The sequence below is a fragment of the Pseudomonas sp. MDT1-17 genome, assembly GCF_054898105.1.
Genome location: NZ_JBUBVM010000001.1, coordinates 4,501,788 through 4,528,257 on the forward strand (window position 1 = coordinate 4,501,788; position 26,470 = coordinate 4,528,257).

At 59.2% G+C, this 26,470-nt stretch carries 30 protein-coding genes and 1 pseudogene; 16 read left to right on the plus strand and 15 right to left on the minus strand.

The features are described 5' to 3' along the window. Window positions 1-80: 80 nt before the first annotated feature. The 4 genes and pseudogenes from ACYZTX_RS20880 (at window position 81) to ACYZTX_RS20895 (ending at window position 3,227) form a co-directional block, all read left to right on the plus strand. Complete coding sequence (locus ACYZTX_RS20880; RefSeq protein ID WP_462035665.1) at window positions 81-1,037, plus strand: LysR family transcriptional regulator; 957 nt, start codon at window positions 81-83, stop codon at window positions 1,035-1,037. A 69-nt stretch (window positions 1,038-1,106) separates the two neighbouring features. Then, window positions 1,107-1,568 carry a MarR family winged helix-turn-helix transcriptional regulator gene (locus ACYZTX_RS20885; RefSeq protein ID WP_462037088.1) on the plus strand — a complete coding sequence of 154 codons (462 nt, stop codon included), beginning with the start codon at window positions 1,107-1,109 and terminating at the stop codon, window positions 1,566-1,568. A 321-nt stretch (window positions 1,569-1,889) separates the two neighbouring features. Next, on the plus strand, window positions 1,890-2,309 hold the full coding sequence (locus tag ACYZTX_RS20890; protein ID WP_415757151.1) for an organic hydroperoxide resistance protein: 420 nt from the start codon (window positions 1,890-1,892) through the stop codon (window positions 2,307-2,309). Between the two features lie 34 nt (window positions 2,310-2,343). Further along, window positions 2,344-3,227 (plus strand): annotated as a pseudogene (locus tag ACYZTX_RS20895) (alpha/beta hydrolase). 158 nt (window positions 3,228-3,385) lie between these two features. Here the strand turns inward: ACYZTX_RS20895 and ACYZTX_RS20900 are convergent. Together ACYZTX_RS20900 and earP are read right to left on the minus strand one after the other, a co-directional pair. Then, window positions 3,386-3,955 (minus strand): elongation factor P, encoded by a 570-nt coding sequence (locus tag ACYZTX_RS20900; protein WP_028619992.1) that lies wholly within the window; start codon window positions 3,953-3,955, stop codon window positions 3,386-3,388. 48 nt (window positions 3,956-4,003) lie between these two features. Beyond that, window positions 4,004-5,146, minus strand: a complete 1,143-nt coding sequence (gene earP / locus ACYZTX_RS20905; protein WP_462035666.1) for an elongation factor P maturation arginine rhamnosyltransferase EarP — start codon at window positions 5,144-5,146, stop codon at window positions 4,004-4,006. Between the two features lie 124 nt (window positions 5,147-5,270). Here earP and ACYZTX_RS20910 point away from each other — a divergent pair, with 124 nt between their 5' ends. Beyond that, a complete protein-coding gene (locus ACYZTX_RS20910) occupies window positions 5,271-5,681 on the plus strand; it encodes a hypothetical protein (protein WP_462035667.1) in 411 nt (136 codons plus the stop codon). A gap of 14 nt (window positions 5,682-5,695) precedes the next feature. After that, the gene (locus tag ACYZTX_RS20915; RefSeq protein ID WP_462035668.1) at window positions 5,696-6,178 is read left to right on the plus strand and encodes a GreA/GreB family elongation factor; all 483 of its coding nucleotides are present in this window, start codon (window positions 5,696-5,698) and stop codon (window positions 6,176-6,178) included. A 6-nt stretch (window positions 6,179-6,184) separates the two neighbouring features. Here the strand turns inward: ACYZTX_RS20915 and cysB are convergent, their stop codons facing one another. The 5 genes from cysB to ACYZTX_RS20940 all read right to left on the minus strand — a co-directional run bounded on the left by cysB (window position 6,185) and on the right by ACYZTX_RS20940 (window position 10,176). Then, window positions 6,185-7,159, minus strand: a complete 975-nt coding sequence (cysB, locus tag ACYZTX_RS20920) for an HTH-type transcriptional regulator CysB (RefSeq protein ID WP_010461327.1) — start codon at window positions 7,157-7,159, stop codon at window positions 6,185-6,187. Window positions 7,160-7,307: 148 nt separating this feature from the next. After that, window positions 7,308-7,811 carry a universal stress protein gene (locus tag ACYZTX_RS20925; protein WP_462035669.1) on the minus strand — a complete coding sequence of 168 codons (504 nt, stop codon included), beginning with the start codon at window positions 7,809-7,811 and terminating at the stop codon, window positions 7,308-7,310. A gap of 94 nt (window positions 7,812-7,905) precedes the next feature. Beyond that, window positions 7,906-8,811, minus strand: a complete 906-nt coding sequence (locus tag ACYZTX_RS20930; protein ID WP_462035670.1) for a 5'-nucleotidase — start codon at window positions 8,809-8,811, stop codon at window positions 7,906-7,908. Between the two features lie 25 nt (window positions 8,812-8,836). Further along, window positions 8,837-9,793, minus strand: coding sequence for a putative 2-dehydropantoate 2-reductase (locus ACYZTX_RS20935; RefSeq protein WP_462035671.1), 957 nt, complete (start codon window positions 9,791-9,793; stop codon window positions 8,837-8,839). Further along, a complete protein-coding gene (locus tag ACYZTX_RS20940; RefSeq protein WP_462035672.1) occupies window positions 9,790-10,176 on the minus strand; it encodes a thioredoxin family protein in 387 nt (128 codons plus the stop codon). The genes ACYZTX_RS20935 and ACYZTX_RS20940 overlap by 4 nt, the downstream gene beginning before the upstream one ends. Here ACYZTX_RS20940 and ACYZTX_RS20945 point away from each other — a divergent pair. Further along, window positions 10,175-10,618, plus strand: coding sequence for a PilZ domain-containing protein (locus ACYZTX_RS20945; protein WP_462035673.1), 444 nt, complete (start codon window positions 10,175-10,177; stop codon window positions 10,616-10,618). The two genes, ACYZTX_RS20940 and ACYZTX_RS20945, sit on opposite strands and share 2 nt — an antisense overlap. A gap of 117 nt (window positions 10,619-10,735) precedes the next feature. Beyond that, a complete protein-coding gene (locus ACYZTX_RS20950; protein ID WP_307339950.1) occupies window positions 10,736-11,812 on the plus strand; it encodes a 3-deoxy-7-phosphoheptulonate synthase in 1,077 nt (358 codons plus the stop codon). A 60-nt stretch (window positions 11,813-11,872) separates the two neighbouring features. Here the strand turns inward: ACYZTX_RS20950 and ACYZTX_RS20955 are convergent, their stop codons facing one another. Then, a complete protein-coding gene (locus ACYZTX_RS20955) occupies window positions 11,873-12,160 on the minus strand; it encodes a GNAT family N-acetyltransferase (protein ID WP_008057026.1) in 288 nt (95 codons plus the stop codon). Between the two features lie 638 nt (window positions 12,161-12,798). On the opposite strand from ACYZTX_RS20955, the gene oprI reads away from it, so the two are divergent. Then, window positions 12,799-13,050, plus strand: coding sequence for an outer membrane lipoprotei OprI (oprI, locus tag ACYZTX_RS20960; RefSeq protein ID WP_002553018.1), 252 nt, complete (start codon window positions 12,799-12,801; stop codon window positions 13,048-13,050). 124 nt (window positions 13,051-13,174) lie between these two features. On the opposite strand, the gene ACYZTX_RS20965 is transcribed toward oprI, so the two are convergent. The 3 genes from ACYZTX_RS20965 to ACYZTX_RS20975 form a co-directional block, all read right to left on the minus strand. Then, window positions 13,175-14,149 (minus strand): L,D-transpeptidase family protein, encoded by a 975-nt coding sequence (locus tag ACYZTX_RS20965; RefSeq protein WP_462035674.1) that lies wholly within the window; start codon window positions 14,147-14,149, stop codon window positions 13,175-13,177. Window positions 14,150-14,251: 102 nt separating this feature from the next. After that, a complete protein-coding gene (locus ACYZTX_RS20970) occupies window positions 14,252-14,545 on the minus strand; it encodes a hypothetical protein (RefSeq protein ID WP_003226812.1) in 294 nt (97 codons plus the stop codon). A 56-nt stretch (window positions 14,546-14,601) separates the two neighbouring features. Beyond that, entirely contained in the window at window positions 14,602-15,207 is a 606-nt protein-coding gene (locus tag ACYZTX_RS20975) for an arylesterase (protein ID WP_462035675.1), read from the minus strand. Window positions 15,208-15,217: 10 nt separating this feature from the next. Here ACYZTX_RS20975 and ACYZTX_RS20980 point away from each other — a divergent pair, with 10 nt between their 5' ends. The 3 genes from ACYZTX_RS20980 to greB are packed head-to-tail and all read left to right on the plus strand — an operon-like array spanning window position 15,218 to window position 18,951. Then, complete coding sequence (locus ACYZTX_RS20980; RefSeq protein WP_033057202.1) at window positions 15,218-15,901, plus strand: ABC transporter ATP-binding protein; 684 nt, start codon at window positions 15,218-15,220, stop codon at window positions 15,899-15,901. Then, complete coding sequence (locus tag ACYZTX_RS20985) at window positions 15,901-18,405, plus strand: ABC transporter permease (protein ID WP_462035676.1); 2,505 nt, start codon at window positions 15,901-15,903, stop codon at window positions 18,403-18,405. Before ACYZTX_RS20980 ends, ACYZTX_RS20985 begins: the two co-directional genes overlap by 1 nt. A 48-nt stretch (window positions 18,406-18,453) precedes the next feature. Next, window positions 18,454-18,951 carry a transcription elongation factor GreB gene (gene greB / locus ACYZTX_RS20990; protein ID WP_129436988.1) on the plus strand — a complete coding sequence of 166 codons (498 nt, stop codon included), beginning with the start codon at window positions 18,454-18,456 and terminating at the stop codon, window positions 18,949-18,951. An 18-nt stretch (window positions 18,952-18,969) separates the two neighbouring features. Here greB and ACYZTX_RS20995 read toward each other — a convergent pair whose 3' ends face one another. The 3 genes from ACYZTX_RS20995 to ACYZTX_RS21005 all read right to left on the minus strand — a co-directional run bounded on the left by ACYZTX_RS20995 (window position 18,970) and on the right by ACYZTX_RS21005 (window position 21,486). Continuing rightward, on the minus strand, window positions 18,970-19,278 hold the full coding sequence (locus ACYZTX_RS20995; protein WP_084319875.1) for a hypothetical protein: 309 nt from the start codon (window positions 19,276-19,278) through the stop codon (window positions 18,970-18,972). A gap of 248 nt (window positions 19,279-19,526) precedes the next feature. Further along, window positions 19,527-19,961 (minus strand): DoxX family protein, encoded by a 435-nt coding sequence (locus ACYZTX_RS21000; RefSeq protein WP_462035677.1) that lies wholly within the window; start codon window positions 19,959-19,961, stop codon window positions 19,527-19,529. A gap of 103 nt (window positions 19,962-20,064) precedes the next feature. Further along, window positions 20,065-21,486, minus strand: a complete 1,422-nt coding sequence (locus ACYZTX_RS21005) for an MltF family protein (protein WP_462035678.1) — start codon at window positions 21,484-21,486, stop codon at window positions 20,065-20,067. Window positions 21,487-21,721: 235 nt separating this feature from the next. Between ACYZTX_RS21005 and ACYZTX_RS21010 the strand changes: the two genes are divergently transcribed. Further along, entirely contained in the window at window positions 21,722-22,528 is an 807-nt protein-coding gene (locus ACYZTX_RS21010; protein WP_282376516.1) for a TatD family hydrolase, read from the plus strand. Window positions 22,529-22,585: 57 nt separating this feature from the next. Here ACYZTX_RS21010 and ACYZTX_RS21015 read toward each other — a convergent pair whose 3' ends face one another. After that, window positions 22,586-23,815, minus strand: a complete 1,230-nt coding sequence (locus ACYZTX_RS21015) for an acyl-CoA dehydrogenase (RefSeq protein WP_449645415.1) — start codon at window positions 23,813-23,815, stop codon at window positions 22,586-22,588. A gap of 165 nt (window positions 23,816-23,980) precedes the next feature. On the opposite strand from ACYZTX_RS21015, the gene ACYZTX_RS21020 reads away from it, so the two are divergent. From ACYZTX_RS21020 to ACYZTX_RS21030, 3 genes are all read left to right on the plus strand, one after another. Then, the gene (locus ACYZTX_RS21020; RefSeq protein ID WP_462035679.1) at window positions 23,981-24,910 is read left to right on the plus strand and encodes a LysR family transcriptional regulator; all 930 of its coding nucleotides are present in this window, start codon (window positions 23,981-23,983) and stop codon (window positions 24,908-24,910) included. 95 nt (window positions 24,911-25,005) lie between these two features. Beyond that, on the plus strand, window positions 25,006-25,407 hold the full coding sequence (locus ACYZTX_RS21025; protein WP_462035680.1) for a MerR family transcriptional regulator: 402 nt from the start codon (window positions 25,006-25,008) through the stop codon (window positions 25,405-25,407). Between the two features lie 147 nt (window positions 25,408-25,554). Then, window positions 25,555-26,454, plus strand: coding sequence for a hydroxymethylglutaryl-CoA lyase (locus tag ACYZTX_RS21030; protein WP_462035681.1), 900 nt, complete (start codon window positions 25,555-25,557; stop codon window positions 26,452-26,454). The last annotated feature ends 16 nt before the right edge of the window (window positions 26,455-26,470 follow it).

The following is a 26,470-nucleotide window of genomic DNA, read 5'->3' on the forward strand; positions in this document are numbered from 1 at the left end:
CCTACGCAGTCAGCGCTGGTGGGGAAACGCACAGCAACGCACAATGGCTTTGCCAACTTCGCATAAGCGCTGACAACACCATGAACCCCAATCAATTGACCGAACAACTGGGCCTGTTCCTCGATGTGCTGGAAACCGGTAGTTTTTCCGCCGCGTCGCGCCGCCACCCGTTGACACCTTCGGCGGTGGCACGGCGCATCGATAGCCTGGAAAACGCCGTCGGCAGCCAGTTGTTCATTCGCAGCACCCATGCGGTACGCGCAACCCCGGCAGGTTTGGCTTTTGCCGAACGCGCACGGCGTATCGTGGCTGAACTGCGGCTGGCTCGGGCTGAAGCGGTCTCCTTGAGCAGCGCACCGGAAGGCTTGATTCGGATCGATGCACCGGCAGCGTTTGGACGGCGACATCTGGCGCCGGTGATTGCCGATTTTCTGATGCTCTACCCAGGCCTCGACGTGCAATTGCACCTGATCGACAGTTTCGTCGACATGCAGGGTTTGAATCTGGGCAAGGTCGATCTGGTGCTGCGCGCCGGGCAAATGGCCGATACCCGGCTGGTGGCCACGCCGCTGGCGAGCATGGTGCGCATCGCCTGCGCCAGCCCCGGGTATTTGCAACGGCGTGGCGTGCCAACCGATCCGGCGCAGCTGATTGAGCACGATGGGCTCGACTGGGCTGGCCTGGCTCCGCCGTTCGCCTGGCGCTTCGAACGGGATGGGCAGATGCACTTGCACCGCCCGGCGCGCATCCGCATGAGTGCCAACAATGCCGAGGCGCTGGTCTGCGGCGCATTGGCCGGGTTGGGTATCGCGCACTTGCCGACCTGGCTGGCCAGCGAATACTTGTTGCGCGGCGAGTTGCTGCCACTGTTTTGCGAAACCGGTTTGCCAACACCGGAAACCACCGGCATTTATGCGCTGCGCCTGGAGCAACAACCCAATTCCCGCAGTCGCTTGTTACTGGAATACCTGAAGACCCGCTTCAGCCCGATCCCGCCATGGGATCTGGCGCTGCAAAATACCCTTGACCGGCACTAGGCTAAAATTGTCTGGCGCATTAAAGATTCGCCCGCTAGATTTATGACGATCACTGATCAAGGCTTCGAAATGACCACCACGCGCAACACCCCGGATAACTGCGACGCCCTGCTGCTGGACAATCAGGCCTGCTTCGCCCTGCATTCCACCTCGCTGCTGATGACCAAGGTTTATAAGCCGCTGTTGCAAGCGCTGGGCCTGACCTATCCGCAATACCTGGCGATGATGGTGTTGTGGGAACAGGACGGTTTGACCGTAGGCGAAATCAGCACGCGCCTGCTGACCGATCCCGGTTCACTGACGCCACTGCTCAAACGCCTGGAAGTCGAAGGTTTGCTCAGCCGCACCCGCAGCCGTGAGGACGAGCGGGTGGTGATTGTCGAACTGACTGAACAGGGCCGCGCCTTGCGGGACAAGGCTCGGGACGTTCCCCAGTGCATCCTCGGCGCTAGCGGTATGACGCTGGAGCGCCTGCAGAAACTGCAAGCAGAGCTGCAAGTGCTGCGCAGCAATCTGCAAGACAGCCTTTAATTTTCAAACCATCACAAATCCCCTGTGGGAGCGAGCCTGCTCGCGAAGTCAGTGTGACATTCAGCATTGATGCTGATGGGCACACCGCTTTCGCGAGCAGGCTCGCTCCCACATTTGTTTTGCAGTGACTTCAAATATCGTTGCTCTTGAAACTGCCTAGAAGGCTCTAATCCAATTCTCTCGCTAATGCCCATCAACCATGGACAAACTTTTTTAAAAAATTTATCTTGCGCGCTAAATATTAGCGAGATACATTCATCTCGCACTTACTTAGCGCGCAAACATTTAGCGCGAAACAAACACTCGAACGAGGCTTACATCATGCAAACTCTCTACACCGCCATCGCAACCTCCACTGGCGGCCGTGACGGTCGTGCGGTTTCCAGCGACAACATCCTCGACGTCAAACTCGCCACCCCAAAAGAACTCGGTGGTGCTGGTGGCGCAGCGACCAACCCTGAGCAACTGTTCGCCGCCGGTTACTCCGCCTGCTTCATCGGCGCGCTGAAATTCGTGGCCAGCCAGACCAAACGCAAAATCCCGGACGACGCCTCGATCACCGCTCATGTCGGTATCGGCCAGATCCCTGGTGGTTTCGGTCTGGACATCGACCTGCACGTCAGCTTGCCGGGTCTTGAACACGCCGATGCGCAAAGCCTGGTCGATGCTGCCCACCAGGTCTGCCCGTACTCCAACGCCACCCGTGGCAACGTCGATGTGCGCCTGCACGTTACCGTCTAACCGCTGATTCCCAGGCCCGAACCAGGAAACGAACATGCGCACTTTCAGTAAAGTCTTGACCGGTACCCTTCTCGCCTTGTCCATTAACAGCGCGTTCGCAGGTGAGGGTGTTGAACACAACACCCAGGCGTTCCTCGACGTTCTGAATGCCGGCACCGGCAAACCGATGGAACAACTCCCCCCTGCCGATGCCCGCGCCGTGCTGGTCGGCGCGCAAGCCGGGGTGAAACTGACGCTGCCAAAAGCCTTCCAACCCACGATCGTCTGGTTCGGGACTTGGTAACGGGATCGGGGGCGGCGGCAGTGTTCGTCAATTACACCCCGTCGCCGGAAGCGCATTACCCGGTAGCGATCAACCAGGCTTACGCCGCGACACAGTGGGTAGCCGAGCACGGAAAAGAGATCAACGTTGACGGCAAACGTCTGGCCGTGGCGGGTAACAGCGTCGGCGGCAACATGGCGGCAGTGGTTGCGCTGATGGCCAAAGACAAGGGCACGCCGGCGATCAAGTTCCAGGTGCTGCTGTGGCCGGTGACTGACGCCAGTTTCGAGACAGCATCCTACAACCAGTTTGCCGAGGGGCACTTCCTCACCAAAAACATGATGAAGTGGTTCTGGGACAACTACACCACCGATGCCAAGCAGCGTAACGAGATCTATGCCTCGCCGCTGCGGGCGAGCACCGCGCAACTCAAAGGCCTGCCACCTGCCCTGGTGCAGACCGCCGGCGCCGACGTATTGCGCGATGAAGGCGAAGCCTACGCCCGCAAACTCGACGAGGCTGGGGTGCCGGTTACGGCGGTGCGTTACAACGGCATGATCCACGACTATGGTTTGCTTAACGTGATAAGCCAGGTGCCTGCGGTGCGTTCGGCGATGTTGCAAGCCTCTGAAGAACTGAAGCAACACCTGAAATAAAGCAAAAGATCGCAGCATCGTTTCACTCGACAGCTCCTACAGAGGAATGCAAAACCCATGTAGGAGCTGTCGAGTGAAACGAGGCTGCGATCCTTTGATCTTGATGGAACAAAAAAGCCCGACTCAATGGTCGGGCTTTTTCATTCCTGAAGCGGTGCTTATTTAGCACGGCCTTTGTAGGAACCGCCTTCGCGGGTATCGATCTCGATCTTGTCACCGATTTCGATGAAGTCAGCAACTTGCAGCTCAGTACCGTTGCTCAGCTTGGCAGGCTTCATCACCTTGCCGGAAGTGTCGCCGCGAGCCGAACCTTCGGTGTAGTCAACTACGCGCACGATGGTGGTCGGCAGTTCTACGGAAACCAGACGCTCTTCGAAGAAGATCGCTTCGCAAACATCGGTCATGCCTTCTTCAACGAAAGGCAGCACGGCTTCGATGTCTTCAGCGTTCAGCTCGTACATGGTGTAGTCGGTGGTGTCCATGAACGTGTAGGTGTCGCCGCTGATGAAGGACAGGGTCGCTTCTTTGCGGTCGAGGATTACGTCGTCCAGTTTGTCGTCGGCGCTGTAAACGATCTCGGTCTTGTAACCGGTCAGCAGGTTTTTCAGCTTGGTCTTCATGATCGCGCTGTTACGACCAGACTTGGTGAATTCAGCTTTCTGAACCAGCCAAGGATCGTTTTCGAGACGGATCACGGTACCGGGTTTCAGTTCTTTACCAGTTTTCATTGCGAATATCCGAATTTGGATGGGATTTACAAAAATCTAGGCCGCGTATCATATCCAATTTACATAAAACTGTACCAGCGCTGCGGCAAGATCATCCTGCAAGGCCTGTTCCAGACACCACGCTTCGGCGTGTTTTTGCAGTTCTGGCCAGTGTTTGCGGGTCGCCAGCCAGTGGTCGGACATTGTCTCACCGGCATTCCACGAATGCCAAAGACCGCTGATCGCCTCGCGGGCAGGCTCCGACAGTCCTTTTGTGTACAGAGCGAGGAAGGCCTCGAGCTTGTCCAGATGGATATCTTCGTCCTGCTGATAGATGTGCCAGAGCAGCGGCCGGCCCGCCCATTGGGCGCGAACAAAGGAATCTTCACCGCGCACGGCGTTGAAATCGCAGGACCACAGCAACAGGTCATATTGGTCTTGTCGGACGAACGGCAGCACTTGCACGGTCAAGGCATCGCGCACATGCACCGCGCCGGCCAACAGACCGTCCACACCAAGCCAACGCTCGACATCCCCAAGAATCCGACCTTCGGGCACCAGCAGATGAGTAGGCGTCGAGTCGGCCGCCATTGCATCAAACCAACTGGCCAGCCCTTTATTTTCGTAGGCAAACAGCGAAACCAACTGCGCACCTGGCGCGCGATCAATCCCTAATCCCTGCAGGAATTCTCGCTGGGCCTCGGGGTTTTGTTGAAATTGCTGACGACGCTCAAGCAATCCGCTTTCACGCAATAAACCGCCCGTGCCCTTCTGGAACCCCGGGAAGAAAAAGAATTTTTGTACGCTTTTGTACTTCACCGACGGCAAACGGTGGCAGCCGACGATCCAGTCCTCGGCACTCAGATAGTCGAGATTCATCCACAGCGGCGGTTTTTCCCGCTCGGCCATGGCGTCCATGTAAGCGCCCGGCAATTGGCAGGCGAACGCGGCGATCACCACATCCGCAGCTTCAGCGGGCTGCCAGTCGGCCGTCCACTGCCGCACTTCGACGCCCTGCTGCCATTGCTGTGAGGCGTTGATGTCGATTTCCGGGCACAAGCGTTCGAAGGCCCGCAGATCATCGACCCACAAGCGCACCGCCACCGAATGTTCGGCCACCAGTTGTCGGGCCAGACGCCAGGTCACGCCGATGTCGCCAAAGTTGTCGACCACCGTGCAGAAAATATCCCAGCGGGCTTTCATTTCAGGCATTCCAGGCTCCCGTTGGCAAAGGCGCCGATTGTCCTCATAAATTACCCCGTGCAGAAGAGCCGACGGCGATTAATCTTCATGCGACAATCGCCACTTGCCCGCGACCACCCGCCAGGAGGCAGCCATGCCCTACCGTCCAACCCCGCGCCGCCCGTTGCCGATCCAGCTCAGCGCCTTGCAACTGACCGGCAGCATTGCCCTGGGTTTGTGGCTGGGGTTTATCGCGATCGCGCTGACGTGCTGGCTCGCCTCTCGCCTGCTGTTCAACGAGCCATTGGCGCCCGTGGCGGCGGCGATACAACAACTGGCCAAACCGCCGGTGGTGGTGCAACCGGTGCCGGATATTCCTCAGCAGAGTCCATTGTTCGAACAATACGAAGAGAACCTGCGCAAAAACGAGCAGCAGCAAAGGCTGGATCAGGCGCGCAGCAATAACCGCAACCTGTCGAACCCCAAATGCCAGTTCTGGTTGCAACAGGACCAGACTGCACCGAGCGAAAAAAGCCGCGCCAACGTCCAGCAATTCTGCGATTGATCATGAACCTGACCATGCACAAGCCTACCGTCCACCAACTGATACTCGACAAGCTGCGGATCGATCTCGACATCGCCGAGCGTGCCGCGCAAACCGCTTACGAAACCGCGACCCACGAAGAAAACATTGCCGAGAACAAGTACGACACGCTGGGTCTGGAGGCGTCATACCTCGCGGCCGGGCAGGCAAAGCGGGTCGAGGAGATCCGTCATTCACTGACGCTTTGCCAGAACCTGACGTTGCGCCCGTATGACGATCAGCGCGGTATCGAAGTCGGCGCCCTGCTCGGTCTCGAAGACGAAAAGGGACGTGAACAATGGCTGTTCCTGGCCCCTGACGCGGCGGGTTTAAAGGTCGATCTGGTGGGACAAATGATCACCGTCATCACCCCTCGCTCGCCGCTGGGCAAAAGCCTGCTGGGCAAGTTCGAAGGCGACGAGGTAGAGATTCTGGTGGCGGGCGCTCGGCAACAGTTTGCTGTTACCGAGGTGGTCTGAAGAAGATTAATGAACGGGCAGTTCGACGCCATCGAACAGCTCTTCCAATTCCTGCTTGTTGTGGCACTGGATGGCCTTGGCCATGACTTCGCGGGTCAGGTGCGGGGCGAACTTCTCGATGAAGTCGCACATGAAGCCACGCAGGAAGGTGCCGCGACGGAAACCGATTTTAGTAATGCTGGATTCGAATAAATCGCTGGCATCAAGCATGACCAGGTCGCTATCGAGTTTGGCATCGACCGCCATTTTCGCCACGATGCCCACGCCCAGGCCCAGGCGAACGTAAGTCTTGATCACGTCGGCGTCGGCGGCGGTGAACACCACTTTCGGCGTCAGGCCGCGATGGCTGAATGCTTCGTCGAGTTTCGAACGGCCGGTGAAACCGAACACATACGTCACGATCGGGTATTCGGCCAGGGCTTCGAGGGTCAACTTCGACACCTTGGTCAGCGGGTGGCCCTGAGGCACGACCACGCAGCGGTTCCAGCGATAGCACGGCATCATCACCAGATCACCGAACAGCTCCAGTGCTTCGGTGGCAATGGCAAAATCCACGGTGCCGTCAGCGGCCATTTCGGCAATCTGCATTGGTGAACCCTGGTGCATGTGCAGGGCAACGTCCGGGTACTGCTTGATGAAATTGCTGATCACCGGTGGCAATGCATAACGCGCCTGGGTGTGCGTGGTAGCGATCGACAGGGTGCCTTTCTTCTCGTTGGAGAATTCCTGGGCGATCTGCTTGATGCTTTCAACCTTGCGCAGGATCTCGCCGGCAGTGGTGATAATGCGCTCGCCGGCCGGGGTGACACGGGTCAGGTGCTTGCCGCTACGGGCGAAAACCTCAACCCCCAATTCGTCTTCCAGCAGGCGGATCTGCTTACTGATGCCCGGTTGCGACGTGTAAAGGCTTTGGGCTGTAGCGGAAACGTTGAGGTCGTGGTGCGCCACTTCCCAGATGTAGCGCAATTGTTGAAGCTTCATATGAATCCCTCAAAGCAGGTAGACGCCACGGGCATCAGCGACGGTATATAACTATATTAATGGTTTGAAGAATAAATCTAGAACTTTTTATCAAAATGCCACTATTCGTGTTCTGGTGTCCTGCCTCGTGAATACGCGAGGCAGGACACTAACGATCCCCTTGACGACGACGTTCCACCAGCGGCACCAGATAGACCGGCACCCGAGACAGTTGCAACACCCGCGCTGCGGTCCGACCCAAAGGCGTTTCCGCGCCAGCACCATGGCTATGACTACCTACGATCAACAAATCCACGGAGAGTTTCTGCGCCTGGTCGAGAATCACCTGCGACGGGTCGCCCTGAAGCACCCGCACCGCTTTGATTCGTTCCAGGTCCTGCTCCCCTTCGCCCCCCAGCTCTTCACGAAAGCTGTCGAGCACCCGCTGCTCGATATTGGCAATCACCGTATTCAGGCCCTGACTGTGAAATTCGTTCAATGCCTGCTCATCGAGGTAACTCTGAAGCACCGATTCGGCGAACAGCCCCATCGGTTCAACGGCGTGCACCACGTAGAGGTCGGCATTGAATGTTCGAGCCAGCGCCAAGGCATGCTGCATCACCAAAGGTGCGTACAGGCCGAGGTCAGTGGCATACAGCATCGAACGAATCATATGACCTCCTCGAATGCCGACATGGCCGGTATTGATTCAGCTTAGCAGTGCCTTGGCGAGTACGACGTCCCGCGTAACGCGTTGAACCGTGGGCTTAAATCTTTTGCTCATTGCTTATGCCATGCGGCACGTGGCCGGTGGCGACAACCTCACGGGCCAACTCGCAATGACCGGCCTGATCGTCGAAAAACACGTCGGCGGCAAAGGCTTCGAGAAACGCCGACTTGGTCAGGCCGCCGAGAAACAGCGACTCGTCCAGACGAATGTCCCATTCGCGCAAGGTACGAATGACGCGCTCATGGGCCGGCGCCGATCGCGCAGTCACCAGGGCCGTGCGAATCGGACAGGCGTCATCGGGAAACTCACGTTGCAACAGATTGAGGGCCGCGAGGAAGCCCTTGAACGGCCCACCGCGCAACGGCTCGCGGGCGGCTTCGCGCTCGCTGGCCTGAAACGCTTCCAGACCACCGGACTGATAGACGCGCTCCGATTCGTCGGAAAACAGCACCGCATCACCATCGAAGGCAATGCGCAATTCATCACTGGCCGCACGACTTGCCCCCCCCGACAGAATGGTCGCCGCGGCGAACCCGGCATCCAGTGCACTGCGCACGTCTTCGGCATGCGTCGAGAGAAACAGGTCGCAGCCAAACGCCTTGAGGTACGGATAAGGACTGCGCCCGCCGACAAACGCCGCACGGGAAATCGCCAAGCCATAGTGGTGGATCGAATTGAACACCCGCAAACCGGTGTCGGCACTGTTGCGCGACACCAGGATCACCTCGACCCGGGCGCGGCCGAGGCTGGTGTTCAAGTTGAGGAGTTTTTGCACCAACGGGAATGCGTCACCGGGCTCGAGGATTTCATCTTCGTGTTCGATCTGATATTGCCGATAGGCCTCGACGCCACTCGACAGATAGACCTTGTGGCTTTCGCTCAGGTCGAACAGCGCGCGCGAAGAAATCGCCAGCACCAGTTTGTCGTCGATCGTTTTTGCCATGCCCTTCTCCCCAGGGTTGATCGACTCACGTGTTACGTCGATCGATAAAACTCAAACTGCGATACAAGGCTTCGATTCGCGGCAACTCACACCCTGCGGCCTTGGCGGCTGCCAGTGGCCGGGCGTAAATCGCAGCCAGTTCCAGCGGTCGCTTGTGCAGAAAATCGTGGTACATGCTCGGCCAGTAGTCGGGCATTTTCTCGGTCACCATGAACAGATGGTCGGCATATCCGGCTGGTACGTCGTGACCGCAGGCGATTGCTCCCTGAACCACTTCAGCCATCAGGGCCTTGATCAGCTCCCGACTGTCGGCATCGGCCATCAGCGGCGTAGTGCTCGCCCCAAGCAGCACCGACAGCCCGTTGTAAGGGATATTCCAGACCAGTTTTTGCCAACGTGCCTGATGCAGGTTCGCCATGGCCTGGGAGTCGATACCGGCGGTGCGGAACAGCCCGGCGCCTTCCCCGACAATTGCCATGCGCGCCTGCTCATCGGCTGCTGGGCCGCTGTGGTAGCCAACATTCACCGCGCCGAGCGCTTGATGGGTGATGACGCCTGGTCCGTCGCGATGAACGCAGATATAGCAGAGCCCACCGAGCACGTGCAGCGAATCGGGGAGCAACGCTCGCAGACTGTCTTCAACGTCCAGGCCATTTTGCATCAACAGCACTTTGGCGCCGGGCGCTGCGACTTGCGTGATGATCGGTGCCAGCTCCGCGTTATTCGTGGTTTTCGCGCCGACCAGCAACCAGTCACAGGGCGGCATGTCTTCGGCCGTCGAATAGGCCTGAACCGGGTTCAACGTCAGCGCGCCGTGCACCGCGCTGTCGAGTTGCAATCCGCGTTCGGCAACGGCCGAAAACTCACTGCGCAATAGAAAATGCACATCGAAACCGGCACGCGCCAGCATCACGCCGTAGAACCCGCCGATCGCGCCGGTGCCGATAATACCGACTGTCGGTTTGGTCACTGCCCCCATCATGGCAACTCCTCTGCAATTCGACTCAAGGCCTGGCCCACGGCTTCATTGAGCTCGGTGCGGGTCAGGCGCGATTTTAGTGCCCCGAAGAATTCACCGTCGCGCACCACAAACAGCGCCGGCAAGTAAAAGACCTGATAACGCTCGACCACCCCGCCATTGTTCCCCGCATCAATCCAGCACAGTCGATCAACGTTCAGATCGAGTCGTGGCAGTTGGTCACGGGCAAAACGGCAACTGGCGCAGCCGACACTGGTGAAAATAACCAGCGACACACCGCTCATCGCCAGCAGCCGTTGATCGGCGTCGAAATCAGTCAGTTCCAATTCGACCACTATACTGGGTGAAACAATGTCAGATGGCTGACACATGGAGTCCGTGTTCATGGGACGTTTTCTTCCTCACCCTGACGATGTGCCCGTCGAATTAACGTTACTCAAGCATGAGTGCATTTCGCGGCAACGGCTGCACACTATCAGCCTCGGCGGCATGGCTTGCAATTACCACCGCGCCTGGCGCCACGGTACGGCGCTGGAAGTGCGCATGCCAACCCTGAACCCCGACTTGCGTTATCTGGGCTATGTGGCCTGGTGCCTGCGACGCAAGCGCGGCTATCTGGTAGGCATTGCTTTTGTTGACGAGCAGATGATGTTCAGTGCCCGAATGGGCGAGCAGGTGTGCCAGATCGAGCGTTACTGCCGCCTGCATGACGCGCACGATGAGCTGCAGGAAACTCAAGCCCTCGCCCTCGAATGGGTCCAGGAGCACGCCGATGAGTTCTCTCACGACACGGTTCGCAAGGCATTTGCACAGGCTGTGCTGGATTAAACCCATTGTCGAGCAGGCGCGTACGCGCTAAGGTTCTGCTCCCCGACGCGCTTAATTTGCTGTGCTCCGCCGCGCGGGTTCGCTGGCGGCCGGCACCCGTGACCTGACGAGTAAACGATGGCTGATTTACCGATCAACGACCTAAACGTAGCCTCCAACGAGACGCTGATCACTCCCGATCAGCTCAAGCGTGATATCCCACTGAGCGACGCTGCCCTGCGCACCGTCACCAAGGGCCGCGAAGTCATTCGCAACATTCTTGATGGCACCGACCACCGCCTGTTTGTTGTCATCGGGCCTTGCTCGATCCACGACATCAAGGCTGCCCACGAATACGCCGAGCGCCTGAAGGCGCTGGCGGCCGAAGTGTCAGATACCCTGTATCTGGTCATGCGCGTGTATTTCGAGAAACCACGCACCACCGTCGGCTGGAAAGGCTTGATCAACGATCCGTACCTGGACGACTCCTTCAAGATTCAGGACGGTCTGCACATCGGCCGCCAGTTGTTGCTGGACCTGGCCGAGATGGGCCTGCCGACCGCAACCGAAGCCCTCGACCCGATCTCCCCGCAATACCTGCAGGACCTGATCAGCTGGTCGGCCATCGGTGCGCGCACCACCGAATCCCAGACTCACCGTGAAATGGCTTCCGGCCTGTCCTCGGCTGTTGGCTTCAAGAACGGCACCGACGGCGGCCTGACCGTAGCGATCAACGCGCTGCAATCGGTTTCCAGCCCTCACCGCTTCCTGGGCATCAACCAGGAAGGTGGCGTGTCGATCGTCACCACCAAGGGCAATGCCTACGGTCACGTGGTACTGCGCGGTGGCAACGGCAAGCCGAACTACGATTCGGTCAGCGTCGCGCTCTGCGAGCAAGCGCTGAACAAGGCGAAGATCAAGCCGAACATCATGGTCGATTGCAGCCACGCCAACTCCAACAAGGACCCGGCCCTGCAACCGCTGGTGATGGAGAACGTCGCCAACCAGATCCTCGAAGGCAACCAGTCGATCATCGGCCTGATGGTCGAAAGTCATCTGAACTGGGGCTGCCAGGCGATTCCGAAAGACCTCGCCGACCTGCAATACGGCGTATCGATCACTGATGCCTGCATCGACTGGACCGCCACCGAAACCACCTTGCGCAGCATGCATGCCAAGCTCAAGGATGTGCTGCCAAAACGTGATCGCACCTGATCACTTTTCACCGCACAAAAAAACGCCGGGCTTAACCCGGCGTTTTTTTATGCGTTCGTTTTACTGGCTCAGCTTGGCCGCATGCCGCTGGTGACGCTCCATGTAGCGCTCCACGTAGGAACACGATGGAATGACGGTGTAGCCCATTTCCTCAGCGTACTCCAGCGCCTTCTCGGTCAAGGCTGCCGCAATACCGCGACCACGCAGTGCGTTGGGCACGAAGGTGCGATAGATATCCAGGGTCTGTTTCCCCAGATCCATATAGGTCAGGTAGGCACGATGACCGTCCACATTGGTCTCGAACTGATGACCAGCCTGGTCATGGTGGATGGACAACGCCTCGCTCATCACTACTCCTCGCGGGTCTTGAATTCTGACCCCTACCTTACCGATGTTTTTCCGGCGAAGAAACATCTACGCCACCCCGTGCCTGAATGGACACCGAGAAGAGCCGCACCAATCTCGCGTAACCGAGCACGTATCAAATAGTAGGCACCATTGGCAGAAATGCTCAAGATACGCTCGTCATCACGCGGGTTGGCGGGTGCTGCTCCGGGTTACGCAGAGATGGCTCGACCAAGATCTCTGAAGGTCGATAGCCTGAACATTGCCGGATGTTGAGACTTAAGACGAGCGCCCTTTGTTAAAGTCACCTGAACATGGAGAAAAGATATGAGAGGCACCACGCAAAACCCGAACAAAAGTGTAGACGAATCCATCTAGACAGACTTTAGCCAAGACTCGGAAAAGAGCGGTGAGCACGCGGAACCTTTCTTCGGCGGCTCGCTCAGCTCGGGCCTCCCAGCTGAGTATTTTTTAAACAAAACAGTTAAAAGTTGCTCGAAAAAGAATCAACGCCTACAATTTTTTTTGCTTCTTGCTTTACGTCAGTTTACTTACGACAAGTAATGGGTAGTATGTACGCCGGCTATTTCCTCAACCTGAGGAGATAGCTACTTAATAGAAAGTCCTTGAAGGGGAACACGATGAACAACGTTCTGAAATTCTCTGCTCTGGCTCTGGCCGCAGTTCTGGCTACCGGTTGCAGCAGCGTATCGAAAGAAACCGAAGCACGTCTGACAGCTACTGAAGACGCAGCTGCTCGCTCCCAGGCTCGTGCAGACGAAGCTTACCGTAAAGCTGATGAAGCTCTGGCTGCTGCTCAAAAAGCACAACAGACTGCTGACGAAGCTAACGAGCGTGCTCTGCGCATGCTGGACAAAGCTAGCCGCAAGTAATAATCCTTCGGGATTGTTATCAAGCCGACCCATTTTTTGGGTCGGCTTTTTTATTGCCCGGCGTTTTGTCCAGGCCATAAAAAACCCGCCGGCGCAGTCAGCGTCGGCGGGTTCTGTTCAAGCATTACTGCAGCGGGTCGATCGGTGCACTCGTCACCATCGGCGCGGAAGCATTATTCGGCACTCCGATTTCCACCGGCAGGCCATCTTCAGCGGCAACCACATCGCGCACCACATCCCAGTTCATGCGCAGGTTGTTGGTGATGTCCTCACGCTTGAGCATCGCATTGATCACCGCGGTGTGCTTGTCGACCACAGAGGGGTTGCCCTTGTCGTCCAGCGGCGTGTGTGCTTCCAGATACACCTTGCCGCCACTGACGCCGAATTTGTACGGATCGCTGACGATGCGTACCGACGTGCCGACCGGCACCATGCCGGCCATCTCCAGCACGTTGTTGTTGAACATGCGGAAGCAACCGTGACTGGTGCGCATGCCGATGCCGAACTTCTTGTTCGAACCATGGATCAGGTAGCCCGGAGTGCCCAGCGTGAATTTGAACGGCCCCAACGGGTTGTCCGGACCTGCCGGCACCACGTTCGGCAGCGGATCGCCATCGGCAAGGTGCTCGGCCTTGATCGACGCTGGAGGGGTCCAGGTCGGGTTCGGCGTCTTGGCGATGATGCTGGTGTGGGCAATCGGCGAGCCCCAGCCTTCACGGCCGATACCCAGCGGGAAGGTGTACACCACGTTCCGGCCTTTCGGGAAGTAATAGAGGCGGTACTCGGCCAGGTTGATGACGATGCCTTCACGCGGGCCCGGCGGCAGGATGAAGCGCGTCGGCAGCACCACTTCGGTGCCAGCGCCCGGCAACCATGGATCGACGCCAGGGTTGGCCGCGACCATTTCCGAATAGCCCAGATCGTAGGTGGTGCCAAGGTCGGCGAAGGTGTCTTCGTACTTGGCCTTGATCACCTGGACCTGACCGATGATGTCTTCACCGGGCGGTGGCAGGGGCAGCTCCAATGCTGCTACGGGACCCGCCACACAGAGGGCGGCGAGAGACAGGTAGCGGGTGACGGCAGGAAAGCGCGGCAACATCCGGAAAATCCTTCGCATGATCGACAAGGGTATAAAAACTGGATTGTACACCGGCGTCTGGAAAAGCGGGGAGTTGACCGATAGCAAGCAATGTATCGGGTTCTAAAGCTCGAAACGCAGTTCGGGCCAGATCGGCGATGTGCCGCGTTTTTGCGATTCCAGAATGGCCCGGCACAGCGAACACAGGCGCTGGTCCTGGAACACTCGGCGGTCGACGCTCGACCAGCGCGGTTGTGCCGGCAGCAGGCTGCCGCACAAGGTCCGGTCCGCCGAGCCGCCCAGTTCCAGCTGACGGGTCACCAGATGTACCCGCACTTCCTGGCAGGCGAACAGATCCAGCTGTTCGTCAGGCTCGATCAGTTGGTAGGCAAAAAGAGACCAGGCAGGACGTGGCATCGGGGGCTCCAAATCGGGGGCGCCACCTTAGCCGAAACACCGCCACTAGAAAAGCGTCAAAGCAGCGGTTTCAGTGTCGGCCAGACATTTTCCAGCAACTTGCCCTGAGCCCCGACAGTCGGGTGCAAGCCGTCGGCTTGCATCAAGTCCGGATGACCGCCCACGCCGTCGAGAAAAAACGGCACCAGCGGGATCTTTTTTTCCTCGGCCAGGGCGCTGTAGACCTTCGCGAAGGCCTCGGTGTAACGAATGCCGTAGTTGGGTGGCAATTGCATGCCGAGCAACAGCACCTTCGCGCCACTGTCCCTGGAGCTGTCGATCATCGATGCAAGGTTTTGTTGCAAATTAGCTGGGGGCATTCCGCGCAGCCCGTCGTTCCCGCCCAACTCGAGGATTACCAACTCAGGCTTATGCTCTGCAAGCAGCGCGGGCAGGCGCGCCTGGCCTCCGGCACTGGTGTCGCCGCTGATGGACGCATTGACCACCTTATCGTCGAATCCTTCGCGCTTGAGCCGTTGCTCGAGCAGGGAGACCCATCCCAACTGGGTATCCAGCCCGAAACCCGCGCTGATACTATCGCCAACGATCAGGACTGTACCCGCCGCTGCATTCTGGGCCATGCACATCAAGGCCAGGCCAGCACTCAAAAACCACACACGCATCGGATTCTCCATGGGCGCAAGCATTCTCACCGCGAAGAACCTCAGCAAAGTGGTTCCCAGCGCGGAAGGTGAACTGACTATCCTGCACGAACTCAGCCTGGAACTGAACAAGGGCGACAGCCTGGCGATTGTCGGCGCCTCCGGTTCCGGCAAATCCACCCTCCTCGGCTTGCTCGCCGGCCTCGACCTGCCGAGCAGCGGCGACGTCACTCTCGCAGGGCAAGCCCTGAGCAATCTCGACGAAGACCAGCGCGCGCGCATCCGGGCCGAGCATGTCGGTTTTGTGTTCCAGTCCTTTCAGCTGCTCGACAGTCTCAACGCCTTGGAAAACGTCATGCTGCCGCTGGAACTCGACGGCCGCAAAGATGCCCGTGAGCGCGCCACCGAGCTGCTGCAACGGGTCGGACTGGGCCAGCGGCTGACCCATTCGCCACGCCAACTTTCCGGTGGCGAGCAGCAACGCGTGGCCATTGCCCGTGCGTTTGCCGCCGAACCCGATGTGCTGTTTGCCGACGAACCCACTGGTAACCTCGACAGCCACACCGGCGAGCGCATCAGCGATCTGCTGTTCGAACTCAACCAGGAACGCGGCACAACTCTGGTGCTGGTGACCCACGACGAACGCCTGGCACATCGCTGCCGGCGCCTGATCCGCCTTGAAGCCGGCCTGCTGGTCGCCCCTCTGGAGCCTTGATGGCACGCCTGCCGCTGTTGCGCCTGTTCAGTCTTGCCATCCGCCAACTGCTGCGCGACGCCCGCGCCGGCGAGTTGCGCGTGTTGTTTTTCGCCTTGCTGGTCGCCGTCGCGGCGAGTACCGCCATCGGCTACTTCGGTGCCCGCCTGAACGGCGCCATGATGCTGCGCGCCACCGAGTTTCTCGGCGCCGACCTGTTGCTGGAAGGCAGCTCGCCGGCACGGCCCGAACAGATCAGAAGCGGCACGGAGCTGGGCCTCGAACACGCTCAAGTGGTGGAGTTCTCCAGCGTCATCGCCACTGACAACGGCATTCAGCTGTCCAGTATCAAAGCCGCCGATGAGGTCTACCCACTGCGCGGCGAACTGAAAAGTGCCCCGGCGCCCTTTGCCCCGGAAGAACCCGGCGGCGGACCGAAACCTGGTGAAGCCTGGGTCGAAGCGCGACTGCTGACCGCGCTGGATTTGAAGATCGGCGACAGCATCGATGTTGGCATACGAACCCTGAAGCTGGCGCGAGTGTTGACCTACGAACCGGACCGCGCCGGCAACTTCTACAGCCTCACACCGCGAGTGCTGATCAACCTCAGCGACCTCGAGGCGACGGGTGTGGTGCAACCCGGCAGCCGGGTCAGCTACCGCGAACTCTGGCGCGGTAAAGCCGAGGCGCTGGAAACCTATCGTCAATTGATCAAACCCGGTCTGGCCGCCAACCAGCGCATCCAGGATGCCCGGGATGGCAACCGACAGATCGGTGGTGCGCTGGGCAAGGCCGAGCGCTATTTGAACATGGCCAGTCTGGTGGCGGTTCTGCTGTCCGGTGTGGCCGTGGCGCTGTCGGCGACGCGCTTCGCCACCCGCCGATTCGATGCCAGCGCATTGCTGCGTTGCTTGGGGCTGTCCCGGCGAGAAACCCTGGTGCTGTTCAGTTTGCAGCTGACGGTACTCGGACTGCTCGCCAGTATCAGCGGCGCCCTCATCGGCTGGTTCGCGCAGTTGGGTCTGTTCGCGCTGTTGCATGATTTATTGCCGACCGACGTTCCGCCGGGCGGTCTGTTTCCAGCCATCGCCGGGATCGGCACCGGGCTGGTGGCGCTGGCCGGTTTTGCCTTGCCGCCACTGGCTGCACTGGGTCGCGTTCCGCCATTGCGGGTCTTACGTCGGGACATGTTGCCGATTCCTTCCAGTACCTGGATGGTCTACGGCGCGGCATTGGGCGCCCTCGGGCTGATCATGTGGCGTCTGAGCCTGGACCTGGTGTTGACCTTCGCCCTGCTCGGTGGCGGTGTGATCGCGGCGTTGGTGCTTGGTGGTCTGCTGTTGCTGCTTCTGAAGAGTCTGCGCCGAATGCTGGCACGTGCCTCTTTGCCATGGCGCCTCGGATTGGGCCAATTGCTGCGTCATCCGCTGGCGGCAGCGGGACAAGCCTTGGCCTTCGGCCTGATTCTGCTGTCCATGGCATTGATCGCTTTGCTGCGTGGCGAGCTTCTGGATACCTGGCAGAACCAGCTACCAAAAAACGCGCCTAACTATTTCGCGTTGAACATCCTGCCGGCGGATAAACAGGCGTTCACCGATCGCCTGTTCGAACTGCAGGCGCAATCCGCGCCGCTGTACCCGGTGGTACCGGGGCGGCTGATCAGCATTAACGGCGAGCCGGTGCAGGAAATCGTCAGCAAGGATTCGGCCGGTGACCGAGCGATCCAGCGCGACCTGAGCCTGACTTGGGCGGCGGATTTGCCAACGGGCAACAAACTCACCGCGGGCAACTGGTGGCCCGAACAGGCGCCAGACGAGATTCCTGGCGTATCGGTGGAAGGTAAAGTTGCCGAAAGCTTGAAGCTCAAGCTCGGCGATCACATGGTCTTTACCGTGGGCGGCGTTAACCGCGAAGCGAAAGTCACCAGCCTGCGGGATATCAACTGGGACAACTTCCAGCCGAACTTCTTCATGATCTTCCAGCCCGGCACGTTGAAGGATCTGCCGGCGACCTACCTGACGAGTTTTTATCTGGCGGCGGGTCATGATCAGCAGATCGTGGATCTGTCACGGGCCTTCCCGGCGGTGACCATTCTGCAAGTCGAAGCGTTGCTCGAACAGCTGCGCAGTATCCTCGGTCAAGTCACCCTGGCGGTGGAATACGTGCTGTTGTTCGTGTTGGCGGCGGGGATGGCGGTATTGTTTTCAGGCTTGCAGGCGACGCTCGATGAACGCATTCGCCAAGGTGCATTGTTGCGAGCGCTGGGAGCCGAGCGGCAATTACTGGTCAAGGCACGGCGGATCGAGTTCGGTTTGCTTGGGGCGGTCAGCGGACTGTTGGCAGCGCTGGGCTCGGAACTGGTGAGCCTGGTGCTCTACCGCTACGCGTTCGACCTGCCCTGGCATCCGCATCCGTGGTTGCTGGTGCTGCCGCTGATCGGTGCGGTGCTGATCGGTGGGGCCGGGGTGTTCGGCACGCGTCGGGCCTTGAACGCCAGCCCACTGACAGTCCTGCGCGAGGGTTGATAGACTCAATCACTCTCGTACACAAGAACCCAACCACAAGAAGTTGCCATGAGCCGTTATCGCCCTCCCCGCACCGCTGGCACCGCGCTGATCACCCCCGAAGGTGAAGCGCGGATGCGGGCCGAGTTTCATGAGCTCTGGCATGTTCGGCGGCCGCAGGTCACACAGTCGGTCAGCGAGGCCGCGGCGCAGGGCGATCGCTCGGAAAACGCCGAATACACCTATGGCAAAAAGATGCTGCGCGAGATCGACAGCCGCGTGCGCTTTCTCACTAAACGGCTGGAAGCGCTCAAGGTCGTCAGTGAGAAACCCAGCGATCCGAACAAGGTTTACTTCGGTGCCTGGGTGACGATCGAAGACGAGGACGGCAAAGAGTCGCGCTATCGCATCGTCGGGCCGGATGAACTGGACCTGAAACTAGGCTTGATCAGTATCGACTCACCGCTGGCTCGCGCCTTGATCGGCAAGGCGCTGGATGCGGAAGTTCGGGTGCAGACACCGACCGGCGAGCAGTGCGTGTATATCGTGGCGATCGACTATCTTTGAGCCGCAGCGTTCCAAGCTTCAGCGGCGGGTAATCAGCCCCTGTCGGGCAACGCGAGTCAGTTGTTTGATCACTTCGGGGGCGTCCTCGAGGCTGGGCGATTGAATCACCGCCAAATCGAAACTGTCGCTGGCAAATCGAGCCAGCGATTCACCGTCTTCGACAAACTGGATCAGGAAGGCGGCAGGCCCACCGGTGCGACGTGGCCAGCCATCGAGATAACGCAAGAGTGTCGGCTGATGTTTGCCGCCAAGCAGGATTTTTGGATTGCGCTGGGTGAGATGTGCCGTGATCGGCGCGGGGCGTACAACGGGGTTTAATGCATTCATCGTGTCGTGTCTCGGCCTCAAAAGTCTGCATGGCAGGTGAGAGGCAACACCGAACCAGCGCTTTAGCGGTATTTCGAAGCCTGTTTCAAGCTTCTATCGGCAACTGAATGAGTCACCTGGCGCCCCGCAAGTAGCTGTTTAAATCGGCGCATGAGCAGCATCCTAGAGAAGCTGACCGGACAGTGTCAAGAATGACGCACAACAAAAAAGGCTCGCGCGATGCGAGCCTTTTCGTTGAGCCAGAGCGGTTAGCCTGCGATGGCGCGGTCAGCCGAGAGGTTGCCGGCGCCTTCGATCAGCACCGCGATGCTGCCGCCGAGCAGGGCCAGGGCGAATTCATAACCGTTGTTGGCCATGAACAGACCGTTGCTGATGTGCACTGTAAAAATGGCGACCAGCGATAGGAAGGTCAGACCCAGTGCTGCCGGGCGGGCCAGCAGACCGATGATCAGGGCCAGACCACCGAAGAACTCGGTGCCACCCGCCAGCATCGCCATCAGGTAGCCCGGCGCCAGACCAATGCTCTCCATGTACTGCGCGGTTCCGGCCAAGCCGTAACCACCGAATGCCCCGAAAAGTTTCTGCGAGCCGTGGGCAGCGAAGATGATGCCGACGAAGATCCGCAGAACGGTCAGGCCGTAGCCAGCGCGGGTAAACAGTACCTTGTTGATCAGTGAGCTCATGCTGTGTCATCCATTGTCAGTGTGTGTTGGTTGGCCGCTATATTAATCAGTAAATCTCATGTTAAAAGCGCAATAAATGCGCCATAACAATCAGTTTGATCGATCATTTACGGGAGGCAACTTTCTGTCCCTCGGGCTCCAACGACTCACGCTCCCGATCGAACGCCAGATAATACTTGTTCACGCTATTAACATAGCTGACAGCCCCCATTCCCACCTGCTCCATGGCAATGCGCTCGACCTGGAAGAACCACTGGTTGGGATTCAAACCGCGCCGACGAGCCTCGGCACGCATGCCCTGCACCCGCTCCGGCCCCATGTTGTAGGCCGCCAGCACGAACGCCATGCGCTCGCGTTCGTTGAGTTTGGGGCTGGCAAAGAACTTGCGGCGGATCATCGCCAAGTACTTGGCCCCGGCCTGCACATTGGCGTCGAGATTCTGAATATTGTTGACCCCCACCCGCTGAGCTGCGGACGGGGTGATCTGCATCAGGCCGGTAGGGCCGCTGCCACTGCGGGCATTGGGTTGCAGGGCCGATTCCTTGAACGCCAGTGCCGCCAGGTTCAGCCAGTCCATGCCCTGGGCTTCGGCGTGCTTCTGCAGCACCGGTCGAAGTTTCTCGAGGCGCTGCCGATCAGCCTTGGCCAATGGATAGTGCACTTGATACAGGCGTCGATAGATCCGCAGGAACGCCGCGTCCTGATTCGATGGCTTTTTGTAACCGGGCAAGAAGCGATTAATGCTCGCCCGTAACATTGAGGCGTCGCGGCGCACGAACCAGAACTCTTCGCCCGGTTCACTGATGAGCAGCTGCCGATCGAAACGCAATTTGGGCAGGATCTTGCCCCAGCGCTCGGCAATGGGTTGTTCGACGATCGTCAGGTGAAAGATGCCGCCCTGAACCATTTCCAGCACGTCCTCGACCGCCAGACTGGGATCGACCCATTCGATTTTCACCGGTGCCAGCTTGTGCAGCGCGAGCTTTTGATTGATCTGACTGACCGCGTCCCCGGCGGCACTGCCGGTCGGCAACGCCAGGGTTTTGCCGGAAAGTTGTTCGAGACGGGTGTAACGTCGCTCGCCTTTGATCCCCACCAGGACCAACGGGATGTTGCTGGCAATCGGTGCACTGGTGCTGACCGCGTGGCCCGGTTGCAGGTCGAGCAGTTCTCCCGGTGCGACAAGATCACCCTCGCCGCGCTGCAAAGCGCCGATCAGTTGATCCTTGGCTTTGGGAATGATCTTGAGGGTAATTTCCTGACCGTCACGGGCGTGACCGTTGAGGTATTGTTCGAAGGCGCGCAAACGGTGGTATTCAACACCGATGGCCTGGCCCTGGACTTCGCCGGAGCTGTTACGGCTCTGGTTGACCAGCACCCGAAGCACACGACTGCTGCGGATTTCCGCCAAGTCGCGCACTTTGGTCGAAGGCACGGCTTGCAGCGGCCCGGCCAGACGCGCGACCGCCGGCATCGGCAGCAGCAACGAACAACACAGCAGTAGCAAAACCGAGGGACGTGTCATCCACTCTCCAGAAAGAATACTGGGCCGATCTCAAGAATTTTCATGAAATCGAACGACAGAAACAGAGCGCCTTGAGCGCTGGCAACGTGCGAAAGACTGGCACAGTGATGGCACCTTAGCCACCCTGACCTGTCTCGCGGCATCAAGAGACAGCTACAACTCATTGTAGTTCTTGGCTTTTCTTATAAATCTACAGCTCTGATATGCTTTCCGGCCTTTGGTCCGAGGTAGCACCATGCAACTCATCGATATCGGCGTCAACCTGACCAACCCCAGTTTTGCCGACAAACACCAGGCTGTACTCGACCGCGCCTACGCTGCCGGGATCTGCCAATTGGTGCTCACCGGCACCAGTGTCGAGGGCAGCGAGCAGGCTCTGGAGCTGTGCCAACAACTGGACGAAACGGCTCAACGGCTGTTCGCCACCGCCGGCATTCACCCCCACTGCGCCAGCGACTGGAACGCCGACAGCGCCCAGCGTCTGCGCAGTTTGCTCAAGGAACCGAACGTCGTCGCGGTGGGTGAATGCGGGCTGGATTTCAATCGTGATTTCTCGCCGCGCCCGCAGCAGGAAAAAGTCCTCGAAGAGCATCTGGCGATGGCGGTCGAGCTGCAATTGCCGGTGTTCCTCCACGAGCGCGACGCCAGTCAGCGCTTGCTGGAAATCCTGCGTGATTACCGTGATCAATTGCCGGCCGCCGTGGTGCATTGTTTCACCGGCGAAAAGAAGGCGCTGTTCAGCTACCTTGATCTGGATTTACACATCGGCATCACCGGCTGGATCTGCGACGAGCGCCGGGGCACGCATCTGCATCCGCTGGTAAAAGAGATCAAGCGGGGGCGGCTAATGCTGGAGAGCGATGCGCCGTATCTGTTGCCGCGCAGCTTGCGCCCCAAGCCGAAGAATGGTCGCAACGAACCGGCGTATCTGACCGAAGTGTTACGTGAAGTGGCGTTGCATCGTGGGGAGAGCGAGGAAGATCTGGCCGCTCACAGCACGGCGTGTGCGCGAGCATTCTACGGGTTGCCTTCTGTTGATTGATGCAGCTTCAACGCCATCGCGAGCCTGATCCAGGCTCGCGATATATACGTCGCGGTGTCAGTGACTGCTGCGCATCATCTCTTTAGGCACGTATTTGCCGATCTCGAACTTGCCGATCGCCGCGCGGTGCACTTCGTCCGGGCCGTCGGCCAGGCGCAGGGTGCGTTGCATCGCGTACATGTAGGCCAGCGGGAAATCGTTGGAAACCCCTGCCCCGCCATGGATCTGGATCGCCCGGTCGATAACCCGCAAGGCCACGTTCGGTGCGACAACCTTGATCTGAGCGATTTCGCTCTTCGCCACCTTGTTGCCGACGGTGTCCATCATGTACGCCGCTTTCAACGTCAGCAGGCGCGCCATGTCGATCTCCATCCGCGAGTCGGCGATCTTGTCGATGTTGCCGCCCAGACGCGCCAGGGGCTTACCGAACGCAGTACGGCTCACAGAACGTTTGCACATCAGTTCCAGCGCGCGCTCGGCCATGCCGATCGAACGCATGCAGTGGTGAATCCGTCCTGGGCCAAGGCGACCCTGAGCGATTTCGAAGCCGCGTCCTTCGCCCAACAGGACGTTTTCGTACGGTACCCGGACGTTTTCGAACAGCACTTCGGCGTGGCCGTGAGGTGCGTCGTCGTAACCAAACACGGGCAGCGGACGAACGATCTTCACGCCCGGTGCATCCACCGGTACCAGAATCATCGAGTGCTGCGCATGACGCGGCGCGTCAGGATCGCTCAGGCCCATGAAGATCAGAATCTTGCAGCGTGGATCGCAGGCGCCTGAGGTCCACCATTTTTTGCCGTTGATCACCCATTCGTCGCCATCACGCACGGCGCGGGCGGCCATGTTGGTGGCGTCGGACGAGGCCACGTCCGGTTCAGTCATGGCGAACGCCGAGCGAATCTCGCCGCGCAGCAGCGGTTCGAGCCAGCGTTGCTTCTGTTCTTCGTTGGCGTAGCGCACCAACACTTCCATGTTGCCCGTGTCTGGCGCCGAGCAGTTGAACGGCTCGGGCCCCAGCAGTGAGCGGCCCATGATTTCTGCCAACGGCGCGTATTCGAGGTTGGTCAGGCCGGCGCCAAGTTCGGACTCAGGGAGAAACAAATTCCACAGGCCTTCAGCCTTGGCCTTGAGTTTGAGCTCCTCCATGATTGCGGTCGGCTGCCAGCGATCGCCCTCGGCGACCTGGCGCTCGAACACCGCTTCGGCGGGATAAACGTAGGTGTCCATGAACGCGGTCACGCGCTCACGCAGTTCTTGGACCTTGGGCGAATAAGCGAAATCCATGGGCAGCTCTACCTTTTAACGGAGGGTTTTGATGAGTTGTTCAGGTCATGCAATCGATGCTAGAACAGCTACGAAAATTTACCTAGCCTATTCTCGGCGTGTATTAACATTCATCACCGATATATGATCGGCTGATCGAGAGCCCAACAATAAGAGTGCAGCGCAATGAATCTGAGCAAGGTCGACCTCAACCTTTTCATCGTCTTCGACGCGATCTACACCGAAGCCAACCTGACCCGCGCCGGGCAGATTGTCGGCATTACTCAACCGGCGGTCTCGAACGCTCTGGCCCGTCTGCGCGAGACTTTCAATGACCCGTTGTTCGTGCGCACGGCTCAGGGCATGGTCCCGACACCGATGGCCCAGAACATTATCGGGCCGGTGCGTAACGCCCTCTCCTTACTGCGGGTGTCGGTGCAGGAAAGCCGTATTTTCAATCCGTTGCAGGCGGTCAAGACTTACCGCATCAGCATGACCGACCTCACCGAAGCGGTGATCCTGCCGCCACTGTTCCAGCGCCTGCGGCGCCTGGCGCCGACGGTGATCATCGAAAGCTTTCTGTCCAAGCGCCGCGAAACCACCAAGGAACTGGCGGCCGGGCGTCTCGATTTCGCCGTCGATGCGCCGCTCAACACTGACCCGCAAGTGCGCCACGTCAAGTTGATGGAAGACCGATACGTATGCGCCATGCGCAAAGGCCATCCGCTGGCGAGCAAAGAGAAATTCACCCTCGATGATTACCTGTCGCTGACCCACATCCATATTTCCAGCCGCCGCAGTGGTCTGGGCCACGTCGACCTGGCCTTGGGCAAAATGGGCATTCAGCGCAAGATCGCCCTGCGTTCCCAGCACTACCTGATGGCGTCCCAAGTGCTGCAACAGACCGACATGGTCATGACCGTGCCGGAACGCTTCGCCCGTCGCCATGACCTGTACTCGGTGAACCTGCCGGTCAACGACGTGCCGCCGGTGGAAACCCACCTTTATTGGCACGAAAGCACTGATCAGGACCCGGCCAACCGCTGGATGCGCGAGCAAATGATCGAGTTGTGCCAGCAGGTGACCGCGCATGAGAAGAAGCTCGACAAGGTGTAGGAAACACCTGATAGACGAAGGATCAGGGCGCGATGCTTGACGTAAACGTCAACCTGACATTAGCTTAGCGCCATGACCTTTTTTCGAGCGCGTCCATGAGCAATCAGACCTATAGCATCTCCGACCTCGCCCGCGAGCTCGACATCACCACCCGGGCCATCCGCTTTTATGAAGAGCAAGGCCTGCTCAGCCCCGAGCGACGCGGTCAGGAACGCATCTACACGCCCCGTGACAAGGTCAGCCTGAAGCTGATCCTGCGGGGCAAGCGCATTGGTTTCTCCCTGGCCGAATGCCGCGAGCTGATCGAACTCTATGACCCCACGGGCGGCAATCAGAAACAGCTGCAAACCATGCTGAGCAAAATCGCCGAACGCCGCGAACAGCTGGAGCAGCAGATGCTCGACATCGAGCAGATGAAGCTGGAACTGGACACCGCGCAGGAGCGTTGCACCCAGGCGCTGGAACAGACCATCAAGAGCCAGCAGACGGTTCAGTAGGTCAACACAATCCCCTGTGGGAGCGAGCTTGCTCGCGATGGCGGTAGCACATTCAACAAGGATGTCGCCTGACCTGACGCTATCGCGAGCAAGCTCGCTCCCACAGGGTTCTCTGAGCATTCAGACAATCAGCACAGGTCGCATCCCATGTCCTTACCCTCTCACGTACGCCTGGTCGAAGTCGGCCCACGCGACGGTCTGCAAAACGAAGCCCAACCCATCAGCGTTGCCGACAAGGTGCAACTGGTCGACGCGCTGACCGCCGCCGGTCTCGGCTATATAGAAGTCGGCAGTTTCGTCTCGCCTAAATGGGTACCGCAGATGGCCGGCTCTGCTGAGGTCTTCGCGCAAATCAAGCGCAAGCCTGGCGTGACCTATGGTGCACTCGCCCCCAATCTGCGCGGGTTTGAAGACGCCATTGCCGCCGGGGTCAAGGAAGTCGCGGTGTTCGCCGCCGCGTCGGAAGCGTTTTCCCAGCGCAACATCAATTGCTCGATCAGCGAAAGCCTGGAGCGCTTCGTTCCGATCATGGACGCCGCCAGGCAACACGGTGTCAGCGTGCGCGGTTACGTGTCCTGTGTGCTGGGCTGCCCTTACGAAGGTAACGTCGATCCTGCGCAAGTCGCTCGGGTCGCTCGCGAGCTCTATGCGATGGGCTGCTATGAAGTTTCCCTGGGCGACACCATCGGCACAGGGACCGCTGGCGCAACCCGCAAGATGTTCGACGTGGTGTCGGCCGACGTACCCCGTGAAAAACTCGCCGGGCATTTCCACGACACTTATGGCCAAGCCATGGCCAACATCTACGCCAGTCTGCTGGAAGGCATCTCGGTGTTCGACAGTTCCATCGCCGGCCTCGGCGGCTGCCCGTATGCCAAAGGCGCCAGCGGTAACGTTGCCACCGAAGACGTGGTTTACCTGCTCAACGGCCTGGGTATCGAAACCGGGATTGACCTGGACGCCTTGATTCTGGCCGGCCAGCAAATTTGCACGGTGCTGGGACGTCCGACCGGTTCGCGCGTGGCCAAGGCTCGCAGCGCACAGTGAGGTGTCGGGGTGTTAC